This window comes from Kitasatospora sp. NPDC004289 (assembly GCF_053602875.1).
This window is the reverse complement of record NZ_JBSGEL010000036.1, coordinates 51854-68969: the sequence shown is the minus strand read 5'-3', so window position 1 is coordinate 68969 and position 17116 is coordinate 51854. Positions and strand designations below refer to the sequence as shown.

Here is a 17116-nt window from a genome sequence, read left to right as displayed (position 1 = left end):
TCCAAGGCATGGCCGGCCGCCCGGAGCCGTGATCGTCCGGTGTGCCTGAGCAGCACCCTAGCCCCGCGCCCCGACAGCCCGGAGGCACGGGCCGTCGACAGATGACACAAGGTGTCCTATGGTGAACGCAGTTTCCTGACTCCGAGCAGAGGAGGCCGCACCATGGCTGCGGAAACCTTCGGCACGTCCAAGTCCGACCTGGTGGAGCTCGCCCACCGGCGGATGGACACGGCCATCCCCGACAACGACTGGACCGTCCGTCAGAAGCTCGCGCTCACCTGCCGGATCCTGTTCGACGCGGGCCACGACTCCGGTCTGGCCGGCCAGATCACCGCCCGCGCCGAGCGGCCGGGCACGTACTGGACCCAACGGCTCGGCCTCGGCTTCGACGAGATCACCGAGGACAACCTGCTGCTGGTCGACGAGGACCTGAACGTCCTCGAGGGCGAGGGCATGGCCAACCCCGCCAACCGCTTCCACAGCTGGATCTACCGGGCCCGGCCCGACGTCGCCTGCGTGATCCACACCCACCCGCTGCACATCTCGGCGCTCTCCATGCTGGAGACGCCGCTGGTCGTCTCGCACATGGACCTGTGCCCGCTGTACGACGACTGCGCCTTCCTGGAGAAGTGGCCCGGCATCCCGGTCGGCAACGAGGAGGGCGAGATCATCACCGCGGCCCTCGGCGACAAGCGCGCCCTCCTGCTGGCCCACCACGGCCAACTGGTCGCCACCGGAAGCATCGAGGAGAGCTGCACCCTGGCCGTGCTGTTCGAACGGGCCGCCCGGCTCCAGCTGTTGGCGAGCGCCTCCGGCCGGATCCAGGAGATCCCCGAGCTGCTCGCCAAGGAGGCGCACGACTGGACCTCCACGCCCAAGCGCGGCCAGGCCAACTTCGCGTACCACGCCCGCCGCGCCCTGCGCGCGGGCCACGGCGACGCCCTCACGGGCGGGACCGCCGCCCGCTCCGCCCACCACTCCCAGAACGGTGCCTGACGATGACCCACACGACCCTGGACGGCATCATCGCCTACCCGGTCACCCCCTTCGCCGCCGGTGACGGCACGGTGGACACCGACCGCCTGGCCGCCCTGACGGACCGTCTGGTCCGCTCCGGGTGCCACGCGGTCGCCCCGCTGGGCTCCACGGGGGAGAGCGCCTACCTCTCCGACCAGGAGTGGTACGCGGCGGCCGAGGCCTCGGTGGCCGCGGTGGCGGGGCGGGTGCCCACCGTGGTCGGGATCGCCGACCTCACCACCCGCAGCGCCGTCGAGCGGGCCCGGTTCGCGGAACGGGCCGGGGCCGACGTGGTGATGGTGCTGCCGCTGTCGTACTGGCGGCTGGACGAGCGCGAGGTGGTCCGGCACTTCACGGCGGTCGCGGACGCCGTGTCGGTGCCGGTGATGATCTACAACAACCCGGCCACCGCCGGCGTCGACCTGTCGCCCGAGCTGATGGTGCGTCTGGTCCGGAAGGTGGAGAACATCACCATGGTGAAGGAGAGCAGCGGGGACATCCAGCGCATGCACCGCCTGCACCGGCTCACCGACGGCGAGCTGCCGTTCTACAACGGGAGCAACCCGCTGGCCCTGGAGGCCTTCGCGGCCGGCGCGGCGGGCTGGTGCACCGCGGCCGCCTGCCTGATCCCCGAGCTGACCCTGGAGCTGCACCGGGCCGTCCGGATCGGTGACCTGGACGCGGCCCGGAGCGTCTTCTACCGTCAACTGCCCCTGCTGAACTTCCTGTTGAGCGGTGGCCTGCCGACCACGGTGAAGGCCGGGCTCGCGCTGCAGGGCTTCGAGGCCGGCGACCCCAGGCAGCCGCTGCTGCCGCTCGACGAGGCGGGCCTGGCCCGGCTCGCGGGTCTGCTCGCGGCGACGGCGGCCGTACCCGCCTGACCGGCCGCACGGCCGGCCGGGGCCGAGCCCCCGTCAGGGGAGCGGCGGCACCCGTCCGGCGGAGTCGGCCGGATCGTCGTGGATCACCACCAGGATCTGGGCCGGCTCCGCCCCGGTGCTCCGACAGCGGTGCGGCAGGGCCGAGTTGAAGTACACGCTGTCCCCCGGGCCGAGCGCGACCGTCCGGTCGGAGAACTCCAGCTCGGCCGTGCCCGCGTGGACGAAGAGGAACTCCTCGCCGGCGTGCGACTTCCACGGGCTCTCGGCCCCGGCGGTCGGCGGGTGCATCACGAAGGGCACCATCTGCTTGCCGCTGAGGCCGGTGGCGATCCCCTCGTAGCGCGGGGCGCCCGGGCCGTCGGCGCCGTCCGCGATCCTGGTCCGCTCGCCGGCCCGGACCACGGTGACCAGTTCGGGCTCGACCTCCTCCGAGAACAGCCGCCCGACCTCCACGCCCAGCGCGTCCGCCAGCCTGAGCGCGGTGGAGATCGACGGGTCGCTGAGCCCGCGCTCCACCTTGGACAGGTAGCTCTTGGTCACCCCGGCCCGCTCCGCCAGGGCCTCCAGGCTGAGCCGCTGCTGCTTGCGCAGGACCCGCACCCGGCTGCTGCTCATTCGGACACCCTCTCGACCCGTACGGACCGTACGAGTATCCCACCGCGGCCGCCGGTGCCCGCCCCGGCGGCCGCGGTGCCCGAGCGGGCGTCAGCCCATGCTCTTCGCACCGTCGATCGCCTCGCGGACGATGTCGGCGTGGCCGGCGTGCTGGGAGGTCTCCGCGATGACGTGCAGGAACACCCGGCGGGCCGACCACTTGGCGTCCTCGTCGAACCACGGCGCCTTGGGCAGCGGCTGGACCGCGTCCAGGTCGGGCAGGGTGGCCACCAGCTCGTCGGTGCGGGCGGCCACCTCGGCGTACGCGGCCAGCACGCCCTCCAGCGTCTCGCCCGGCAGCAGGCGGAACTCGTTCTCCCGGGCCGCGAAGTCCTCCTCGGTCATCGCCGCGAAGTCCGGCATCGCGGACGGGCCCTCGAGGATGAAGTCGACCCAGGTCCGCTCCACGCCCGTGACGTGCTTGATCAGCCCGCCCACGGTGAGCCCGCTCACCGTGGAGCGGTGCCCCGCCTGCTGGTCCGTCAGCTCGTTGGCGGTGAACCGAAGGAAGAACCGCGACTTGGCGAGCTGCTCCAGCAGGTCGGCGCGCTCCCCGGTGACGGCCGGGGCGGTGATCGGGGCCTGGAGGTTGGTGGTCTCGGTCATGGTGGCTCTCCGTCTTCGTCGTTCTGGTCGGTCGTTCCGTCGACAAGAGAAAAGGTAGGCCCCATCTAGGTCAGAACGTGTCCGCTTCGCCGTCGGGAGCCTCCCGGATTCCGGAAACCTCCCCACTGCGGCCCACGGGGCAGGAGATCCCCTCGATCCGGTCATGGCAGGGCAAAACTTGGCGGCCCGCTCTTGAGCCGCACACGCCAGTCCGAATAGACAGCTTCCGCACACCACTTCAGTCGCCGCTGCGGCGGCCCGTCGCCGCCGCAGCGCGCTCCGTCACGCCTCCACGAGGGGCAGTTGACGCTCCGTCGAACCGAGAGGGGAGCCGACGTGCCCACCGCACGGAAGCAGCTTTCCAAGAGCGCCGGCCCGGTCACCGCCACCGCCGCGATCGCGGCCGCAGCCGCCCTGGTCCTCGCGACCCTGGGCGCCGCGGCACCCGCCTCCGCCACACCCGTCGGCGAGGGTGCCAGGACCCTGAGCGGCAGCCACCCCGCCTGGGCCACCCCGCAGGCCGATGCGGGCGCGGTGGACGCCGCCGTGCCCGCGAGCGCCCGGATCTACCTGGCCGGACGGGACGCGACCGGCCTGGCCGCGCTGGCCCGGGCGGTCTCCGACCCGGGATCCCCCGCCTACGGCCAGTTCCTGACGGCCGACCAGGTGCGGGGCAGGTTCGGCGCCACCACCACGCAGGTCGCGGCCGTCACCTCCTGGCTGACCGGCGCCGGTCTCACCGTCTCCTCGGTCACGGCGCACTACATCCAGGTGACCGGCCCGACCGGTGCGTTCGCCAAGGCCTTCGGCACCGACTTCCGCAGCTACCGCACCGCGGACGGCACCCACCGCGCCCCGGCCCGGGACGCCCAGGTGCCCGCGCAGGTGGCCGGCGCCGTGCTCGGCGTCTCCGGCCTGGCCGACGCGATCCACGTCAACGTCTCGCACGCCGTCTCGGTCCGGGAGGCCGAACGGCGCTCCGCCGCGGCCCAGGGTCTGGCCGCACCCGACAAGAGGGCCCCGGCCGCGCTGCCGACCGTGCCGACCTGTTCGGAGGACGGCTACGGCTCCAAGACCGCCAAGGGCGCGCCCGAGGGCTACGAGAAGAACGAACCCTTCGCCCCCTGCGCCTACGTCCCCGCCCAACTGCGCACCGCCTACGGGGTGACCGCCGCTCGCGCCACCGGCAAGGGGGCCCGGGTGGCCGTCATCGACGCCTACGGCCTGCCCACCATGGAGCAGGACGCGAACCACTTCTCCACCGCGCACGGCGACCGGCCCTTCGCGCCCGGCCAGTACACGGAGCACGTCACCCCGGCGCAGTGGACCCACCAGGACGAGTGCGGCGGGGCCGACGGCTGGGCGGGCGAGGAGGCGCTGGACGTCGAGATGGTGCACGGCCTCGCCCCCGACGCCCAGGTGGTCTACGTCGGCGGCAACTCCTGCTACGACGAGGACCTGTACGACGCGATGGCCAAGGTGGTCGACGAGCACCTGGCCGACGTGGTCTCCAACTCCTGGGGCGAGATCATGCACGCCACCGGCGGTGACATCGACCCGGCCGTGGTGGCCGCCGACAACCAGGTCTTCCAGCTCGGCGCGGTGACCGGCATCGGCTTCGCCTTCTCCTCCGGCGACTGCGGCGACAGCTCCCCGGGCGCCGCCGCCACCGGCGTCAACTGCGAGGCGACCACCGACCAGGCGCAGACCGACTGGCCGTCCTCCTCCCCGTGGGTCACCTCGGTCGGCGGCACCGCACTCCAACTCCGGGACGGGGGAGGCCGGTACGGCGACGAGGTATCCATGGGTGACAAGCGCTCGGTGCTCTCGGCCGACCAGAAGTCCTGGACCCCGTTCCCCGGCACCTTCTACTTCGGCGGCGGTGGCGGCGTCTCCAAGGACTTCGCCCAGCCCTGGTACCAGAAGGGCGTCGTCCCCGACCGGATCTCCACCACCGCCGCCGACGGCACTCACTCCGCCACCCCGCTGCGCGCCACACCCGACCTCGCCATGAGCGGTGACCTGGTCGCCGCCACCCTGGTCGGCTACACCGCCGACGGCACCTACAGCGAGGGCGGCTACGGCGGCACCTCGGTCTCCGCCCCGGAGGCCGCCGCCATGCTCGCCGACGCGGTCGAGGCCCGCGGCGGCCGCGCCCTCGGCTTCGCCAACCCGGCGCTCTACGACCGGGCCGGGCGCGGCGTCTTCAACGACGTCGACGACACCGCCAACCACTCCAAGCGCGGCAACGTGGTCGACCTCGGCACGGTCAACGGCGCCCTGAAGGTGCGCCTCTACCGGATCGGCGCCGACTACGGCCTCTCGGCCGCCCGCGGCTACGACACCGCCACCGGCCTCGGCTCCCCGGGCCGCGACTTCCTCCGCTCCTTCCGCCTCGGCGGCTGACGGTGACCTGACCGCCCTCCGGGCCGCCCGGAGGGCGGTCAGGGGCGCGGGGAACTGCGCGCTGCGGAAGAGGACGACCCGTGTGCCGGGTACGGACACTCACGTGCAGGTGAGCCTCCGTGCCCGGCACACGGGTCACGTCCAACTACACGGTGGCCAGAGGGAGTTCGAAGCCACCGGGTTGGGCGTCGGTGAGGGAGAGGGCGGCGGTGACCTCGCTGGGGAACGGGCGCAGGCCGAGCAGGGCGGCGGTGAGGTGGGCGGTGGCGCGGTGCCAGTCGCCGGAGCGCTGCAGCAGGGCGTGTCCCGAACCCCGCACGGTGTAGCCCGCGACCCGGGCGCCGGCCTCGCGGGCGCGGGCGGCCAGCAGCCGGGTGGCGGCGGGGTCGGTGACGGTGTCGCGGTCCCCGTGCAGGGTGAGCAGGGTGCGGTCCTTGAGCTGGGCGACCGGCTCCTCGGGCGGGCACCACGGGGCGAGGGCCACCACGCCCGCCACGCAGGGGTGGCCGGCGGCGCGGATCGCCGCGCGGCCGCCCATGGAGTGGCCGATCAGGACGGTCGGCACGGGGCCCAGGGCCTCGGCGAGGTCGCTGAGGGCGGCTTCGGCGTCGCGGGCCGCGTCGGCGTGCTCGCCGTTCCAGCCGCGGTAGCGGTACCGGACGGCGCCGAGCGCGATCCGCTGACCCGCCGTCACCTTGGCCACCGCGCGGGCGAACCCGGCCATCCGCAGGGCCGGCAGGTTGACGGGCCCCGGCCGGTCCTCGCTGAACTCCTTGCCGCCGTGCAGCACCAGCACCGCGGCCTCCGCACCGTCCGGGCGCCGCCCCCGCCACCGCAGGCTCCGGTGGCCCACCGCTCTGCTCACGTCTCGTTCGTCCTCCCGCTCGCGCCCCCGTCCGGGGACGGCCACTGTACGCCCGCGGTGGCCCCTGACCGCCCTCGGACCGCCCTTGGACCGCCCTTGGACCGCCCGCAGGGCGGTCAGGGGCGCGAGGAACTGCGCGAGACGGAAGAAGCAGACCCGTGTGCCGGGTACGGAGATCCACTTGCACGTGAGCGTCCGTACCCGGCACACGGGTCGTCGCGTTCCCCTTCGCGCAGTTCCTCGCGCCCCTGACGGCCCTCCGGGCCGCCCGAGGGCCGCCCGAGGGCCGTCGGAGGGCCGTCGGAGGGCCGCCCTCCGGGGCGCTACTCCAGGGTGTTGACGCCCGCGCGGAGGAAGGCGATGGCGGCCTCGATGTTCTCCTGCTCCGGGCTGTTGCAGAGCTCCGAGATGACCCCCGCCGCCGCGGCTGCCGCCATCCGGGGTGCGAAGTCGTCCGGCGAGCTGCCGGTCTCCTCGGCGAAGAGCCGGGTGCCCTCCTGGATCACCTCCGCCAGACGGGAGTTGGCGACGGCCTTGAGCTGGGGATTGGCTTCGAGCATCTGATCGCTGAGCTGGTCCAGCTCGGTGTTCTCGGCGAACCGGGTGCGCAGCCAGTGCTCCAGCGCGTCCAGGATGGTCCACTCCGCCGGGCGGTCCCGCAGGCCGGCCGCGAGCTCCGCCGCGAAGCCGTCGAAGTGGGTCAGGGCCAGGTCGAGCTTGGACGGGAAGTAGAGCGTGACCGTGCGGGCCGAGACCTCGGCGGCGCCCGCGATGTCGGCGATGGTCGTCGCGTCGAAGCCCCGGTCGGCGAACCGCTCCAACGCCGTCCGCACGATCGTCTCGCGGCGCCTGGCCTTGGAGCGCTCCCGGAGGCCGTCCTGGCGCTCGTCAGTGGTCATGCTGCGGAGATTACCACCCAGGGTTAAATTACAGTCCAGTGTAAAAATGCCGTACGGTGCAACGAGACGCCCGGACGGGGCACGGAGCGAGGCGAGAGGGAGGACGGCATGGCTGCACGCCTGTACGGCTTGGGGCGGTGGGCGATACGCCGCCGTGGAGCGGTGGTCGCGGTCTGGCTGCTGGTCCTGGCGGTGGTCGGTGGTCTCGGCGCCACCCTGCACGGCAAGCCGAGCACCGAGTTCACCGTGCCGGGCATCGAGTCCCAGCAGGCCCAGGACCTGCTGGAGCACCGGTTCCCGACCGCCTCCGGCGGCACCGCCCGGGTGGTGTTCGCCGCCCCCGAGGGGAAGGCGCTGACCGATCCGGCCGCCCAGCAGGCCGTGGCCGAGGGCCTGGGGCGGGCCGCCGCCGTGCCCGGCGTGGTGCACGTGGCCCCGCCCGCCGAGACCGGTGCCGTCTCGCCGGACCAGCGGATCGGCTTCGCCGACGTGCTGTTCGACCGCCCGGCCGACCAGGTGCCGCAGAGCTCCAAGGACGCGCTCACCGAGGCCGTCGCCCCGGCGCGCGGCGCCGGGCTCCAGGTGGAGCTGGGCGGTTCGGTGATGGCCCCGGTGACCGAGGTCGGCGGCCCGGCCGAGGTGGTCGGCGTGGTGATCGCCTTCGCCGTGCTGTTCCTCGCGCTGGGATCCCTGGTGGCGGCCGGGCTGCCGCTGCTGACCGCCGCCGTCGGCGTGGTCATCGGGGTGATGGGCGTTCAGTTCGTCTCCCGCTTCGTGGACCTCACCAGCACCGCCACCGTGCTCGCCCTGATGATCGGCCTGGCCGTCGGGATCGACTACGCACTCTTCATCATCTCCCGCCATCGCGAGCAACTCGCCGATCCTGAAGCCGAGTTGGACGACTCCATCGCGCGGGCCACGGCCACCGCCGGCAGCGCGGTGGTGTTCGCCGGAGCCACCGTGATCATCGCGCTGGCGGCCCTCGCGGTCACCGGCATCCCCTTCCTCACCGCGATGGGCCTGGCCGCAGCCGTCACCGTGCTGCTCGCGGTGCTGATCGCCGTCACCCTGGTGCCCGCCGCCCTGAGCTTCGCGGGCGAGCGCCTGCGCCCGAAGGCCAAGGCCACGAGGAAGGCCAAGGCCGCGAGGAAGGACAGGGGCACCGAGGGTCCTGCGGACTCCCCGTCCTGGAGCGCCCGTTGGGCGAGCCTGGTGACGCGCCGCCCGCTGGCCGTGCTGCTGGTCGGCGTGGTCGGCCTGGTGGCCCTCGCGCTGCCCGCCAAGGACCTGCGCCTGGGCCTGCCGAGCAACGCCTCGCAGCCCACCAGCAGCACCCAGCACAAGAGCCACCAGCTGCTGACCGAGGGCTTCGGCCCCGGCTTCAACGCCACCCTGGTCGCCGTCGTGGACACCGCCCGGGTGCCCGCCGAGCAGCGCCCCGCCACCGTCGCCGGCCTGGCCCGCTCGCTGGCCGCCGACCCCGGTGTGGCCGTGGTGGCCCCGCCGACCGCCAACCCCGACGGCAGCCTGAGCGTGGTGGCCGTGGTCCCGAAGTCGGGCCCGGACGACCAGGCCACCAGCGACATGGTGCACCGTCTGCGCGCCCTGGCCCCGGAGGTCGAGAAGGCCGGCGGCACGCTCTACGTCGCCGGCGGCACCGCCGCCACCATCGACATCTCCCAGAAGCTGTCGGACGTGCTGCCGCTCTTCGTGGGCATCATCGTGCTGCTCGCCCTGGTCCTGCTGACCATCGCGTTCCGCTCGGTGCTGGTGCCGGTCAAGGCCGCGCTCGGCTTCCTGCTCTCGATCGCCGCCTCGCTCGGCGCCACCGTCTGGGTGTTCCAGCAGGGCCACCTCAACGGCGTGCTGGACGTGCCCTCGGCCGGGCCGGTGACCAGCTTCCTGCCGGTGCTGCTGATCGGCGTGCTGTTCGGCCTGGCGATGGACTACGAGGTCTTCCTGGTCAGCCGGATGCGCGAGCACCACGAGCACACCAAGGACGCGGCCGGGGCGGTCACCCAGGGCCTGGCGCAGAGCGGACGGGTCGTCACCGCCGCCGCGCTGATCATGGTCGCGGTCTTCGGGGGCTTCGTCTTCAACCACGACCCGATCATCAAGTCGATCGGCTTCGCCCTCGCCTTCGGCGTCCTGATCGACGCCTTCGTGGTCCGGATGACCCTCGTCCCGGCCGCCATGGCGCTGCTCGGCCGCCGGGCCTGGGGCCTGCCGAAGTGGCTCGACCGGATCACCCCGGACGTGGACATCGAGGGCGCCAAGCTCCCGCCCCGCACCCCTGCGGCCACCGCCGCGCAGGCGGAGGAGCCGGTGACGGCGGGGCGCTGAGCCGAGCCGTCCGCCGTCCACCGGTTGTCCGAAGGTGCGTCAGACCCGGTCGACCAGCCGGGCCAGGGCGTCGGCCAGCGCGCCGAGGCCCTGGCCGGCCGGGCCGCCCGGTTCGGTCATGTAGCCGTCGCGGCGGATCTCCACCATCAGCGCGCTCACCCGGGCGTCCTTCCCGTAGTGGCGCAGCGGCACGTAGGTGCCGGCGAAGGGGCTGTCCAGCCCGGTGCCGCCGAGGCCCTCGAAGCACGCGCGGGCCGCCGTCAGCAGCCCGGCGGGGGTGTGGAACGGATCGGTGCCGAGGCAGACCGGCGGGCGCGGGTCCTCACCGTGCAGCTCGTACGGAAGGGCCGCCGTCGGGTAGGAGTGCACGTCGATCACCACCGCCCGGCCGACGGCGGCCAGCCGCTCCTCCACCGCCTCGGTGAGCGCGGCCGCGTAGGGGTGGAAGTACCGCTCCAGCAGCGGCTGCTGGTCGTGGTCGGAGGCCCGGAGCGGCTCGCCGTGGGTGGTGCGGGTGTAGACGGCGCCCATGCCGGCCTTCAGCATCTCCTCGCGCTCGTCGGGGAAGCGTTCCGGGTCGACCACCAGGCGGGAGAGCCGGTTGACGAACCGCCAGGGCGTGAGCGCGGCGGCCGCGGCGGCGCGGGCCGCCAGTTCGGCGGTGTGGGCGTCGGTGATGTGGTCCAGCTCCCGGGCCAGGGCCGGGTCGTCGAGCAGGATGCCGCGGCGGACCTCGGGAGGTACCACCCGGGAGGAGTGCGGGACGTGCAGGATCACCGGGGAGCGGGCATCACCCGGGTGGAGCCGGTACGGGCTGTCGTCGGTCACGGAGGTCCCCCGGGGTCGGTGGTGGCGGTGGCGGCATCGGTGGCGGCGGTGGTGGTGCGGGGCCATCATGCCCCGGCTCCGTAGAGTGGGTTCGATCGTCGAGCACCGACCGATGCGACTGAGAGGCCGTCACCATGAGCCAGAGCGCAGACCGTTCCGCCCGCGCCGAGCTGGGCGTGATCGGCGGGTCCGGACTGTACGCCCTGCTGGACGAGGTCACCGAGGTGGTGGTGGACACCCCGTACGGGCCGCCGAGCGACTCGCTCTTCCTCGGTGAGGTGGCCGGCCGACGGGTGGCGTTCCTGCCCCGCCACGGCCGGGGCCACAGCCTGCCGCCGCACCGGATCAACTACCGGGCCAACCTCTGGGCACTGCACTCCCTGGGGGTCCGTCAGGTGCTCGGCCCCTGCGCCACCGGCGGCCTGCGGGCCGAGTACGGGCCCGGCACGCTGCTGGTGCCGGACCAGTTCGTCGACCGCACGGCCGGGCGGCTGCAGACCTACTACGACGGCCTGCCGCTGCCCGGCGGCGGCCACCCCGAGGTGGTCCACGTCTCGATGGCCGACCCGTACTGCCCCGACGGCCGCGAGGCCGCCCTGGCCGCCGCCCGCGGCCGCGGCTGGGAGCCGGTGGACGGCGGCACGCTGGTGGTGATCGAGGGGCCGCGCTTCTCCACCCGCGCCGAATCCCGCTGGTTCACCGCCAACGGCTGGTCGGTGGTCGGCATGACGGGCCATCCGGAGGCGGTGCTGGCCCGCGAGTTGGGCCTCTGCTACACCTCGCTGGCCCTGGTCACCGACCTCGACGCGGGCGTGGAGACGGGTGAGGGCGTCACCCACGCCGAGGTCCTGGAGGTCTTCGGGCGGAACGTCGACCGGCTGCGCACCGTCCTCTTCGAGGCCTTGGAGGGCCTGCCGGCCAAGCGCGACTGCGTCTGCTCGCACGCGCTCGACGGCCTGGACACCGGGCTGCCGGGCGTCGGCGCCTGACCGGCGGCGGACGGTGACGCCCGGTCAGCCCGCCCCGCCCCGGGCGGGCGCCGGGGTGTCCACCGAGAGCGGGCGGCCGGCCGGCGTGAGGTAGGTGACCATCAGGACCACCGGCTCGGTGCCGTGGTTGTTGCCGACGTGCGGGTGCTCGGGCCCGGCCGGTTCGAAGACCACGCCGCCGGGCCCGGTGGTCTCCACCGTGCCGTCGGCCAGCACCCGGGTGAGGGTGCCGGACCTGACCACGGCGAGCACCGGCCCCGGGTGGTAGTGCCAGCCGGTGGTCCCGCCGGGGGCGATCACCACCTCGCCCACCACCACGTCGGTGTCGCCCCCGGGGCGGAACGGCAGCGGGCCCCGGTGCGAACCCCGGGCCAGTGGGGTGGTGCTGATGCCCCGGGCGGTGTCCCCGCCCGCCCGGATCGACCCGGCCTCGCGCGGCCGCGGGACGGTGGGTACGACGGTGGGTGCGTCCGTGGTGGTGTTTCGCATGGTGTTCCGTGCCCCCGCACATCGGTGTCGGTGATCGGATGATCACCGGCATGCGAACATACCAGCGTTGTTGATCTTCATGTCCGCCCGCCGGTGCCGGATGATGGACGGGTGCCAGAAGGAGACTCCGTCCACCGCGTCGCCACCGAGCTGGACCGGGCCCTCACCGGCCGGGTGCTGGTCCGGGCCGAGCTGCGGGTGCCCGCGCACGCCACCGCCGACCTGACGGGCCGTCGGGTGCTGGGCACGGTGCCGCGTGGAAAGCACCTACTGACCAGGTTCGACGGCGGCCTGACCCTCCACACCCACCTGCGGATGGACGGCCGCTGGGCCGTCTTCGCACCGGGGGAGCGGTGGTCCGGCGGCCCGGCCCACCAGATCCGGGCCGTGCTCGGCACCGAGGGGCCGACCGCCGTCGGGTACCGGCTGCCGGTGGTCCGGCTGCTGCGCACCGCCGAGGAGTCCACCGCGGTCGGCCACCTCGGTCCGGACCTGCTCGGCCCCGACTGGGACGCGGCCGAGGCCGCCCACCGGATCCTCGCCGACCCCGAACGCCCGCTCGGGGAAGCCCTGTTGGACCAGCGCAACCTCGCCGGGATCGGCAACATCTACGCCAACGAGCTCTGCTACCTGGCCTCCCTCACCCCCTGGGCCCCGGTCGCCGACGCCGCCCCCGTGCTGGACCGCCTGCTGGCCCGTGCCCAGCGGCTCCTGGACGCCAACAAGGCCCGCTCCGGTCACCCGACCGTCCCCGACGCCCGCCCCGGCCGGATGCACTGGGTCTACGGCCGCGACCGCAGGCCCTGCCTGCGCTGCGCCACCCCCGTCCGGGCCGCCGCCCACGACCGCGACCGGCCGGCCTACTGGTGCCCCCGCTGTCAGCGGGGTCCTACCCCTGAGGCCCCGTCACCAGGGCCGGGTGGCGCGGGTCGTCGCAGCGGACGGTGAGGTCGGCCAGCCCGGCCGGGTCGGTCTCCTCGGCGTAGCGGGCGAAGGCCGGCAGGGTCCAGTGCTGCCCGGGTGCGGTGCGGCGGGCCAGGGCGGCGGGGGTGAGCGCCAGGTGGACCGTCAGGTCGAAGGGCAGCCAGCGGCCGAGCAGCAGCGGCCCGTCCAGCAGCAGCACCGCGTCCGGCGGCAGGGTGACGTACGCGGCCCGGGTGGAGCGGTCGGTGGTGGGATCGCGGAAGGTCGGCAGCACCCGGCCGCTGCCGCCGGGCTCCAGCGGGTCGAGCACCTCGCGCAGCAGGGTGCGCTCGTCCAGCCAGAGGTCGTGGAACGCGTCGGCGTCCTGGTGCCCGTACTCCAGCCGGATCGAGGCGGCCTGCAGGAAGTCCACCGCCGAGACCCGCTGCACCGGGCGGCCGCGCAGCCGCAGCGGCTCCACCAGCGCGTCGGCCAGCTCGCCGGGCCGGGCGGCGTCCGCGCCGTCCAGCGCGACCCGGATGCGGCGGCCGTCGTCGACGGGCAGTGCGGCGATCCGGTCGGCGAGCAGCTCGGCCAGCCGCTCGGGCGAGATGGGCTGCACCGGCACGGGTGCTCTCCTCTCCGTAGGGGATGTCCTCCGCTCTCAAGGCGCGGCGGTGCCGGTGTATGCCCGTGCGGCCGGTGGTGCCACCTGGTGCAGTGGTGGTGCCATGTGGTGCCACCGTGGCGCCGGTCGAGGTGCCGATAGGTCGGCGGCGCCACCGTGGATCGGCTCGGATTCGGGCATTCGAGCAGGTCGGGGCGGTGTGGCGCCATGCGGAGCCATTATGGCGCCAAGAGGGCTTGCGGGTGGTGCCATCGTGGTGCCATGATGGCGTCATGGACCTCACCCCGTATGTCGACAACCTCCGCCGCGAACTCGCGGTGGCCGCCGAGGCGGGGGGCGAGGACGCCCGCGAGCTCGCGGAGCGCCTCACCGCCCCCCTGGAGTCGGCGACCAGGCTGACCATGCTCAACGTGCTCTCGGCCGCGATGGACGAGATCACCCGCGAGCTGGCCCCGGGCTCGGTCGACGTGCGGCTGCGCGGGCTCGACCCGGACTTCGTGGTGACGCTGCCGCCCGCCGACCGCGGTGCGCCGGCGGAGCCGTACGCGCCCGCCGAGCCGTACCCGGCAGGGAGCGAGCTCGACGAGGGCGGCGCGACCGCCCGGGTCAACCTGCGGCTGCCCGCCCCGCTCAAGGCGCGGGCCGAGGAGGCCGCGAGCCGCGAGGGCCTGTCGGTCAACGCCTGGCTGGTGCGCGCCGTGTCCTCCGCCGTGGACGGCGGCTCCGCCGCCCGGCCGGGCCGCCCGGGCGGGCTGCACTCCGTCGGGCAGAGCATCACCGGCTGGGTCCGCTGACCGGGGCCCCGCCGCCCAGCACCTCCTGACGGCGCGTCATCCGCGCGCCGAAATCCACCGGACGTCTCCCGCCTGCGGAGATGCCATCGAGAGCCAAGAGGACGCCACCGCCATGCCTTCTTTCGACACCCCCGCGCCGATCTCCGTCACCGCCCACGTGGAGGCCGGCTCCATCCGCATCGCCGCCGCGGACCGCGCGGACACCGTGGTCGAGGTGCTGCCCCGCAACCCCAAGAAGGACGCCGACCGCCGGGCCGTCGAGCAGACCGAGGTGAGCTTCGCGAACGGCACGCTCAGCGTGAAGACCCCCAAGTTCCGCAACACGCTCCGCAAGCCCGGCACCGTGGACATCACGGTCGAGCTGCCCACCGGCTCGGCGGTCGACGTGACCGCTGCCTGGGCCCAGGTGCTCGGCGAGGGCCGGCTCGGCGAGGTCCGGGTGAAGACCTCGAGCGGTGACACCCGGCTGGACACCACCGGTCCGCTCCGGCTGACCGCCTCGCACGGCTCGATCACCGTCGAGCGGGTGGACGGCACGGCCGAGATCACCACCAGCACCGGCAGCCTCCGGGTCGGCAGCGTCAGCGGCTCCGCCGTCCTGAAGAACTCGCACGGCACCACCTCGGTGGACCTGGTCGGCGGCGACCTGCGGGTGAGCGGCGCCAACGGCGACATCGACGTGCGCCGGGCCGAGGGCTCGGTGACCGCCACCACCGCCCACGGCACCATTCGGGTCGGCGAAGTGACGCGCGGCACCACCCAGTTGGAGACCAGCTACGGCGCCATCGAGGTGGGCATCCGTCAGGGCACCGCGGCCTGGCTGGACGTCAACTCCGGTGCCGGCCAGGTGCGCAACATGCTCACCGGCTCGGACGCCCCGGCGGAGAACGAGGAGACCGTCAAGGTCCACGCCCGCACCCGCTACGGGAACATCGACGTCCTGCGCGCCCGGGGCTGACCCCTCCGGCGGAACCAACTCACCGACCAGGCAAGTCCGTTCACCGAAAGGGGAGGGCTCCGTGCCTTCATCTGTCATGCCCACGCCCAGGCACAACGGCGGGCCCTCGCAGGCACCCGCCGCCGTCACCGCCGTCGGCCTGCGCAAGTCCTACGGCGACAGGACCGTCCTCGACGGGGTCGACCTGCGCATCCCGGCCGGATCCGTCTTCGCCCTGCTGGGGCCGAACGGCGCCGGCAAGACCACCGCCGTCAAGATCCTCTCCACCCTGATCGGGGCCGACGGCGGCCAGGCCCAGGTGGCCGGCCACGACCTGGCCGCCCAGCCGCAGCAGGTCCGCGCCGCGATCGGCGTCACCGGCCAGTTCTCCGCCGTCGACGGGCTGATCACCGGCGAGGAGAACATGCTCCTGATGGCGGACCTGCACCACCTCCCGAAGGCCGAGGGCCGCCGCGTCGCCGCCGAACTCCTGCGCCGCTTCGACCTGGTGGAGGCCGCGAAGAAGCCCGCCTCCACCTACTCCGGCGGCATGAAGCGCCGCCTGGACATCGCGATGACCCTGGTCGGCAACCCGCGGATCATCTTCCTCGACGAGCCCACCACCGGCCTCGACCCCCGCTCCCGCCACGCCATGTGGCAGATCGTCCGCGAGCTGGTCGCCGACGGCACCACCGTCTTCCTCACCACCCAGTACCTCGAGGAGGCCGACGAACTCGCCGACCGCATCGCGGTGCTGAACGGCGGCCGGATCGTCGCCGAGGGCACCGCCGGCGAGCTCAAGCGCCTCGTTCCCGGCGGCCACGTCCGCCTGCGCTTCACCGACCCGTCCGCCTACCAGGCCGCCGCTGCCGCCCTCACCGACGCCGCCCGCGACGAGGAGGCGCTCGCCCTGCAACTCCCCAGTGACGGCAGCCAGCGCCAACTCCGGCGCATCCTCGACCACTTGGACAACCACGGGATCGAGGCCGACGAGCTCACCGTGCACACCCCCGACCTGGACGACGTCTTCTTCGCCCTCACCACCCACCCCGCGGAGGCCTCCCGATGAGCTCCCTGTCCCTGGCCGTGCGCGACTCCTCCACCATGCTGCGGCGCAACCTCCTGCACGCCCGCCGCTACCCGTCGCTGACCCTCAACCTCCTCCTCACGCCGATCGTCCTGCTGCTGCTCTTCGTCTACGTCTTCGGCGACGTGATGAGCGCGGGCATCGGCGGCGGCGGGGCCGACCGCTCCGAGTACATCGCCTACCTGGTCCCCGGCATCCTGCTGATGACCATCGGCGGCACCACCGTCGGCACCGCCGTCTCGGTCTCCAACGACATGACCGAGGGCATCATCGCCCGCTTCCGCACCATGGCCATCCACCGCGGCTCCGTCCTGATCGGCCACGTGATCGGCAGCGTGGTGCAGTCCGTCGCCGCCGTCGTCCTGGTCGGGGCCGTCGGCGTCGCCATCGGCTTCCGCTCCACCGACGCCACCGTCCTGGAGTGGCTCGCCGCCCTCGGCCTGCTCACCCTCTTCGCCCTCGCCCTCACCTGGATCGCCGTCGGGATGGGCATGGTCAGCCCCAGCGCCGAGGCCGCCAGCAACAACGCCCTCCCGCTGATCTTCCTCCCGCTGATCTCCAGCGCCTTCGTCCCCGTGACCGCCATGCCCGGCTGGTTCCAGCCCGTCGCCCAGTACCAGCCATTCACCCCCGCCATCGAGACCCTGCGCGGCCTGCTGCTCGGCACCGGGATCGGCCACAACTGGTGGATCGCCCTGCTCTGGTGCCTCGGCCTCACCGTCCTCGGCTACCGCTGGTCCAAGTCCGTCTACGACCGCGACCCCAAGTGACGGACCACCATCCCCCCGGA

At 73.8% G+C, this 17116-nt stretch carries 17 protein-coding genes; 10 read left to right on the top strand and 7 right to left on the bottom strand.

The genetic code is table 11. The annotated features are described in order from the left end of the window. Window positions 1–162: 162 nt before the first annotated feature. Complete coding sequence (locus tag ACWEPF_RS23955) at window positions 163–996, top strand: aldolase (RefSeq protein WP_380148549.1); 834 nt, start codon at window positions 163–165, stop codon at window positions 994–996. A gap of 2 nt (window positions 997–998) precedes the next feature. Continuing rightward, the gene (locus tag ACWEPF_RS23950) at window positions 999–1898 is read left to right on the top strand and encodes a dihydrodipicolinate synthase family protein (protein ID WP_452174084.1); all 900 of its coding nucleotides are present in this window, start codon (window positions 999–1001) and stop codon (window positions 1896–1898) included. A 33-nt stretch (window positions 1899–1931) separates the two neighbouring features. Here the strand turns inward: ACWEPF_RS23950 and ACWEPF_RS23945 are convergent, their stop codons facing one another. Both ACWEPF_RS23945 and ACWEPF_RS23940 read right to left on the bottom strand, forming a co-directional pair. Continuing rightward, complete coding sequence (locus ACWEPF_RS23945) at window positions 1932–2513, bottom strand: helix-turn-helix domain-containing protein (protein ID WP_345283595.1); 582 nt, start codon at window positions 2511–2513, stop codon at window positions 1932–1934. A 90-nt stretch (window positions 2514–2603) separates the two neighbouring features. Continuing rightward, window positions 2604–3158 carry a DinB family protein gene (locus ACWEPF_RS23940; protein ID WP_345283593.1) on the bottom strand — a complete coding sequence of 185 codons (555 nt, stop codon included), beginning with the start codon at window positions 3156–3158 and terminating at the stop codon, window positions 2604–2606. 336 nt (window positions 3159–3494) lie between these two features. Here ACWEPF_RS23940 and ACWEPF_RS23935 point away from each other — a divergent pair, with 336 nt between their 5' ends. Next, window positions 3495–5564 (top strand): S53 family peptidase, encoded by a 2070-nt coding sequence (locus ACWEPF_RS23935; RefSeq protein WP_452174083.1) that lies wholly within the window; start codon window positions 3495–3497, stop codon window positions 5562–5564. Between the two features lie 145 nt (window positions 5565–5709). Here ACWEPF_RS23935 and ACWEPF_RS23930 read toward each other — a convergent pair whose 3' ends face one another. Continuing rightward, window positions 5710–6429 (bottom strand): alpha/beta fold hydrolase, encoded by a 720-nt coding sequence (locus ACWEPF_RS23930; protein WP_452174082.1) that lies wholly within the window; start codon window positions 6427–6429, stop codon window positions 5710–5712. A 323-nt stretch (window positions 6430–6752) separates the two neighbouring features. Then, entirely contained in the window at window positions 6753–7328 is a 576-nt protein-coding gene (locus ACWEPF_RS23925) for a TetR family transcriptional regulator (protein WP_452174081.1), read from the bottom strand. 108 nt (window positions 7329–7436) lie between these two features. Between ACWEPF_RS23925 and ACWEPF_RS23920 the strand changes: the two genes are divergently transcribed. Further along, window positions 7437–9671 carry an MMPL family transporter gene (locus tag ACWEPF_RS23920; RefSeq protein WP_452174080.1) on the top strand — a complete coding sequence of 745 codons (2235 nt, stop codon included), beginning with the start codon at window positions 7437–7439 and terminating at the stop codon, window positions 9669–9671. Between the two features lie 39 nt (window positions 9672–9710). Here ACWEPF_RS23920 and ACWEPF_RS23915 read toward each other — a convergent pair whose 3' ends face one another. Next, window positions 9711–10499 carry an N-formylglutamate amidohydrolase gene (locus ACWEPF_RS23915; protein WP_452174079.1) on the bottom strand — a complete coding sequence of 263 codons (789 nt, stop codon included), beginning with the start codon at window positions 10497–10499 and terminating at the stop codon, window positions 9711–9713. A gap of 134 nt (window positions 10500–10633) precedes the next feature. On the opposite strand from ACWEPF_RS23915, the gene ACWEPF_RS23910 reads away from it, so the two are divergent. Continuing rightward, window positions 10634–11488, top strand: coding sequence for an S-methyl-5'-thioadenosine phosphorylase (locus tag ACWEPF_RS23910; protein ID WP_452174078.1), 855 nt, complete (start codon window positions 10634–10636; stop codon window positions 11486–11488). A gap of 24 nt (window positions 11489–11512) precedes the next feature. On the opposite strand, the gene ACWEPF_RS23905 is transcribed toward ACWEPF_RS23910, so the two are convergent. Then, entirely contained in the window at window positions 11513–11977 is a 465-nt protein-coding gene (locus tag ACWEPF_RS23905; protein ID WP_452174077.1) for a cupin domain-containing protein, read from the bottom strand. A gap of 111 nt (window positions 11978–12088) precedes the next feature. Between ACWEPF_RS23905 and ACWEPF_RS23900 the strand changes: the two genes are divergently transcribed. Continuing rightward, the gene (locus tag ACWEPF_RS23900; RefSeq protein WP_452174076.1) at window positions 12089–12925 is read left to right on the top strand and encodes a DNA-formamidopyrimidine glycosylase family protein; all 837 of its coding nucleotides are present in this window, start codon (window positions 12089–12091) and stop codon (window positions 12923–12925) included. Here the strand turns inward: ACWEPF_RS23900 and ACWEPF_RS23895 are convergent. Next, on the bottom strand, window positions 12867–13508 hold the full coding sequence (locus ACWEPF_RS23895; protein WP_452174075.1) for a uridine kinase: 642 nt from the start codon (window positions 13506–13508) through the stop codon (window positions 12867–12869). The genes ACWEPF_RS23900 and ACWEPF_RS23895 overlap by 59 nt on opposite strands. Before the next feature lie 272 nt (window positions 13509–13780). On the opposite strand from ACWEPF_RS23895, the gene ACWEPF_RS23890 reads away from it, so the two are divergent. The 4 genes from ACWEPF_RS23890 (at window position 13781) to ACWEPF_RS23875 (ending at window position 17096) form a co-directional block, all read left to right on the top strand. Beyond that, the gene (locus ACWEPF_RS23890) at window positions 13781–14302 is read left to right on the top strand and encodes a hypothetical protein (RefSeq protein WP_345283578.1); all 522 of its coding nucleotides are present in this window, start codon (window positions 13781–13783) and stop codon (window positions 14300–14302) included. Window positions 14303–14414: 112 nt separating this feature from the next. Beyond that, window positions 14415–15260, top strand: a complete 846-nt coding sequence (locus ACWEPF_RS23885; RefSeq protein WP_452174074.1) for a DUF4097 family beta strand repeat-containing protein — start codon at window positions 14415–14417, stop codon at window positions 15258–15260. Window positions 15261–15336: 76 nt separating this feature from the next. Next, complete coding sequence (locus tag ACWEPF_RS23880) at window positions 15337–16308, top strand: ATP-binding cassette domain-containing protein (RefSeq protein WP_452174073.1); 972 nt, start codon at window positions 15337–15339, stop codon at window positions 16306–16308. Further along, a complete protein-coding gene (locus ACWEPF_RS23875) occupies window positions 16305–17096 on the top strand; it encodes an ABC transporter permease (RefSeq protein WP_345283572.1) in 792 nt (263 codons plus the stop codon). The genes ACWEPF_RS23880 and ACWEPF_RS23875 overlap by 4 nt, the downstream gene beginning before the upstream one ends. Window positions 17097–17116: the final 20 nt, after the last annotated feature.

Bases quoted from the DNA above. Each gene is read 5' to 3' on its own strand.
- ACWEPF_RS23955 (WP_380148549.1), top strand. From the start codon at position 163: ATGGCTGCGGAAACCTTCGGCACGTCCAAGTCCGACCTGGTGGAGCTC.
- ACWEPF_RS23950 (WP_452174084.1), top strand. From the start codon at position 999: ATGACCCACACGACCCTGGACGGCATCATCGCCTACCCGGTCACCCCC.
- ACWEPF_RS23945 (WP_345283595.1), bottom strand. From the start codon at position 2,513: ATGAGCAGCAGCCGGGTGCGGGTCCTGCGCAAGCAGCAGCGGCTCAGC.
- ACWEPF_RS23940 (WP_345283593.1), bottom strand. From the start codon at position 3,158: ATGACCGAGACCACCAACCTCCAGGCCCCGATCACCGCCCCGGCCGTC.
- ACWEPF_RS23925 (WP_452174081.1), bottom strand. From the start codon at position 7,328: ATGACCACTGACGAGCGCCAGGACGGCCTCCGGGAGCGCTCCAAGGCC.
- ACWEPF_RS23920 (WP_452174080.1), top strand. From the start codon at position 7,437: ATGGCTGCACGCCTGTACGGCTTGGGGCGGTGGGCGATACGCCGCCGT.
- ACWEPF_RS23910 (WP_452174078.1), top strand. From the start codon at position 10,634: ATGAGCCAGAGCGCAGACCGTTCCGCCCGCGCCGAGCTGGGCGTGATC.
- ACWEPF_RS23905 (WP_452174077.1), bottom strand. From the start codon at position 11,977: ATGCGAAACACCACCACGGACGCACCCACCGTCGTACCCACCGTCCCG.
- ACWEPF_RS23890 (WP_345283578.1), top strand. From the start codon at position 13,781: ATGGACCTCACCCCGTATGTCGACAACCTCCGCCGCGAACTCGCGGTG.
- ACWEPF_RS23885 (WP_452174074.1), top strand. From the start codon at position 14,415: ATGCCTTCTTTCGACACCCCCGCGCCGATCTCCGTCACCGCCCACGTG.
- ACWEPF_RS23880 (WP_452174073.1), top strand. From the start codon at position 15,337: ATGCCCACGCCCAGGCACAACGGCGGGCCCTCGCAGGCACCCGCCGCC.
- ACWEPF_RS23875 (WP_345283572.1), top strand. From the start codon at position 16,305: ATGAGCTCCCTGTCCCTGGCCGTGCGCGACTCCTCCACCATGCTGCGG.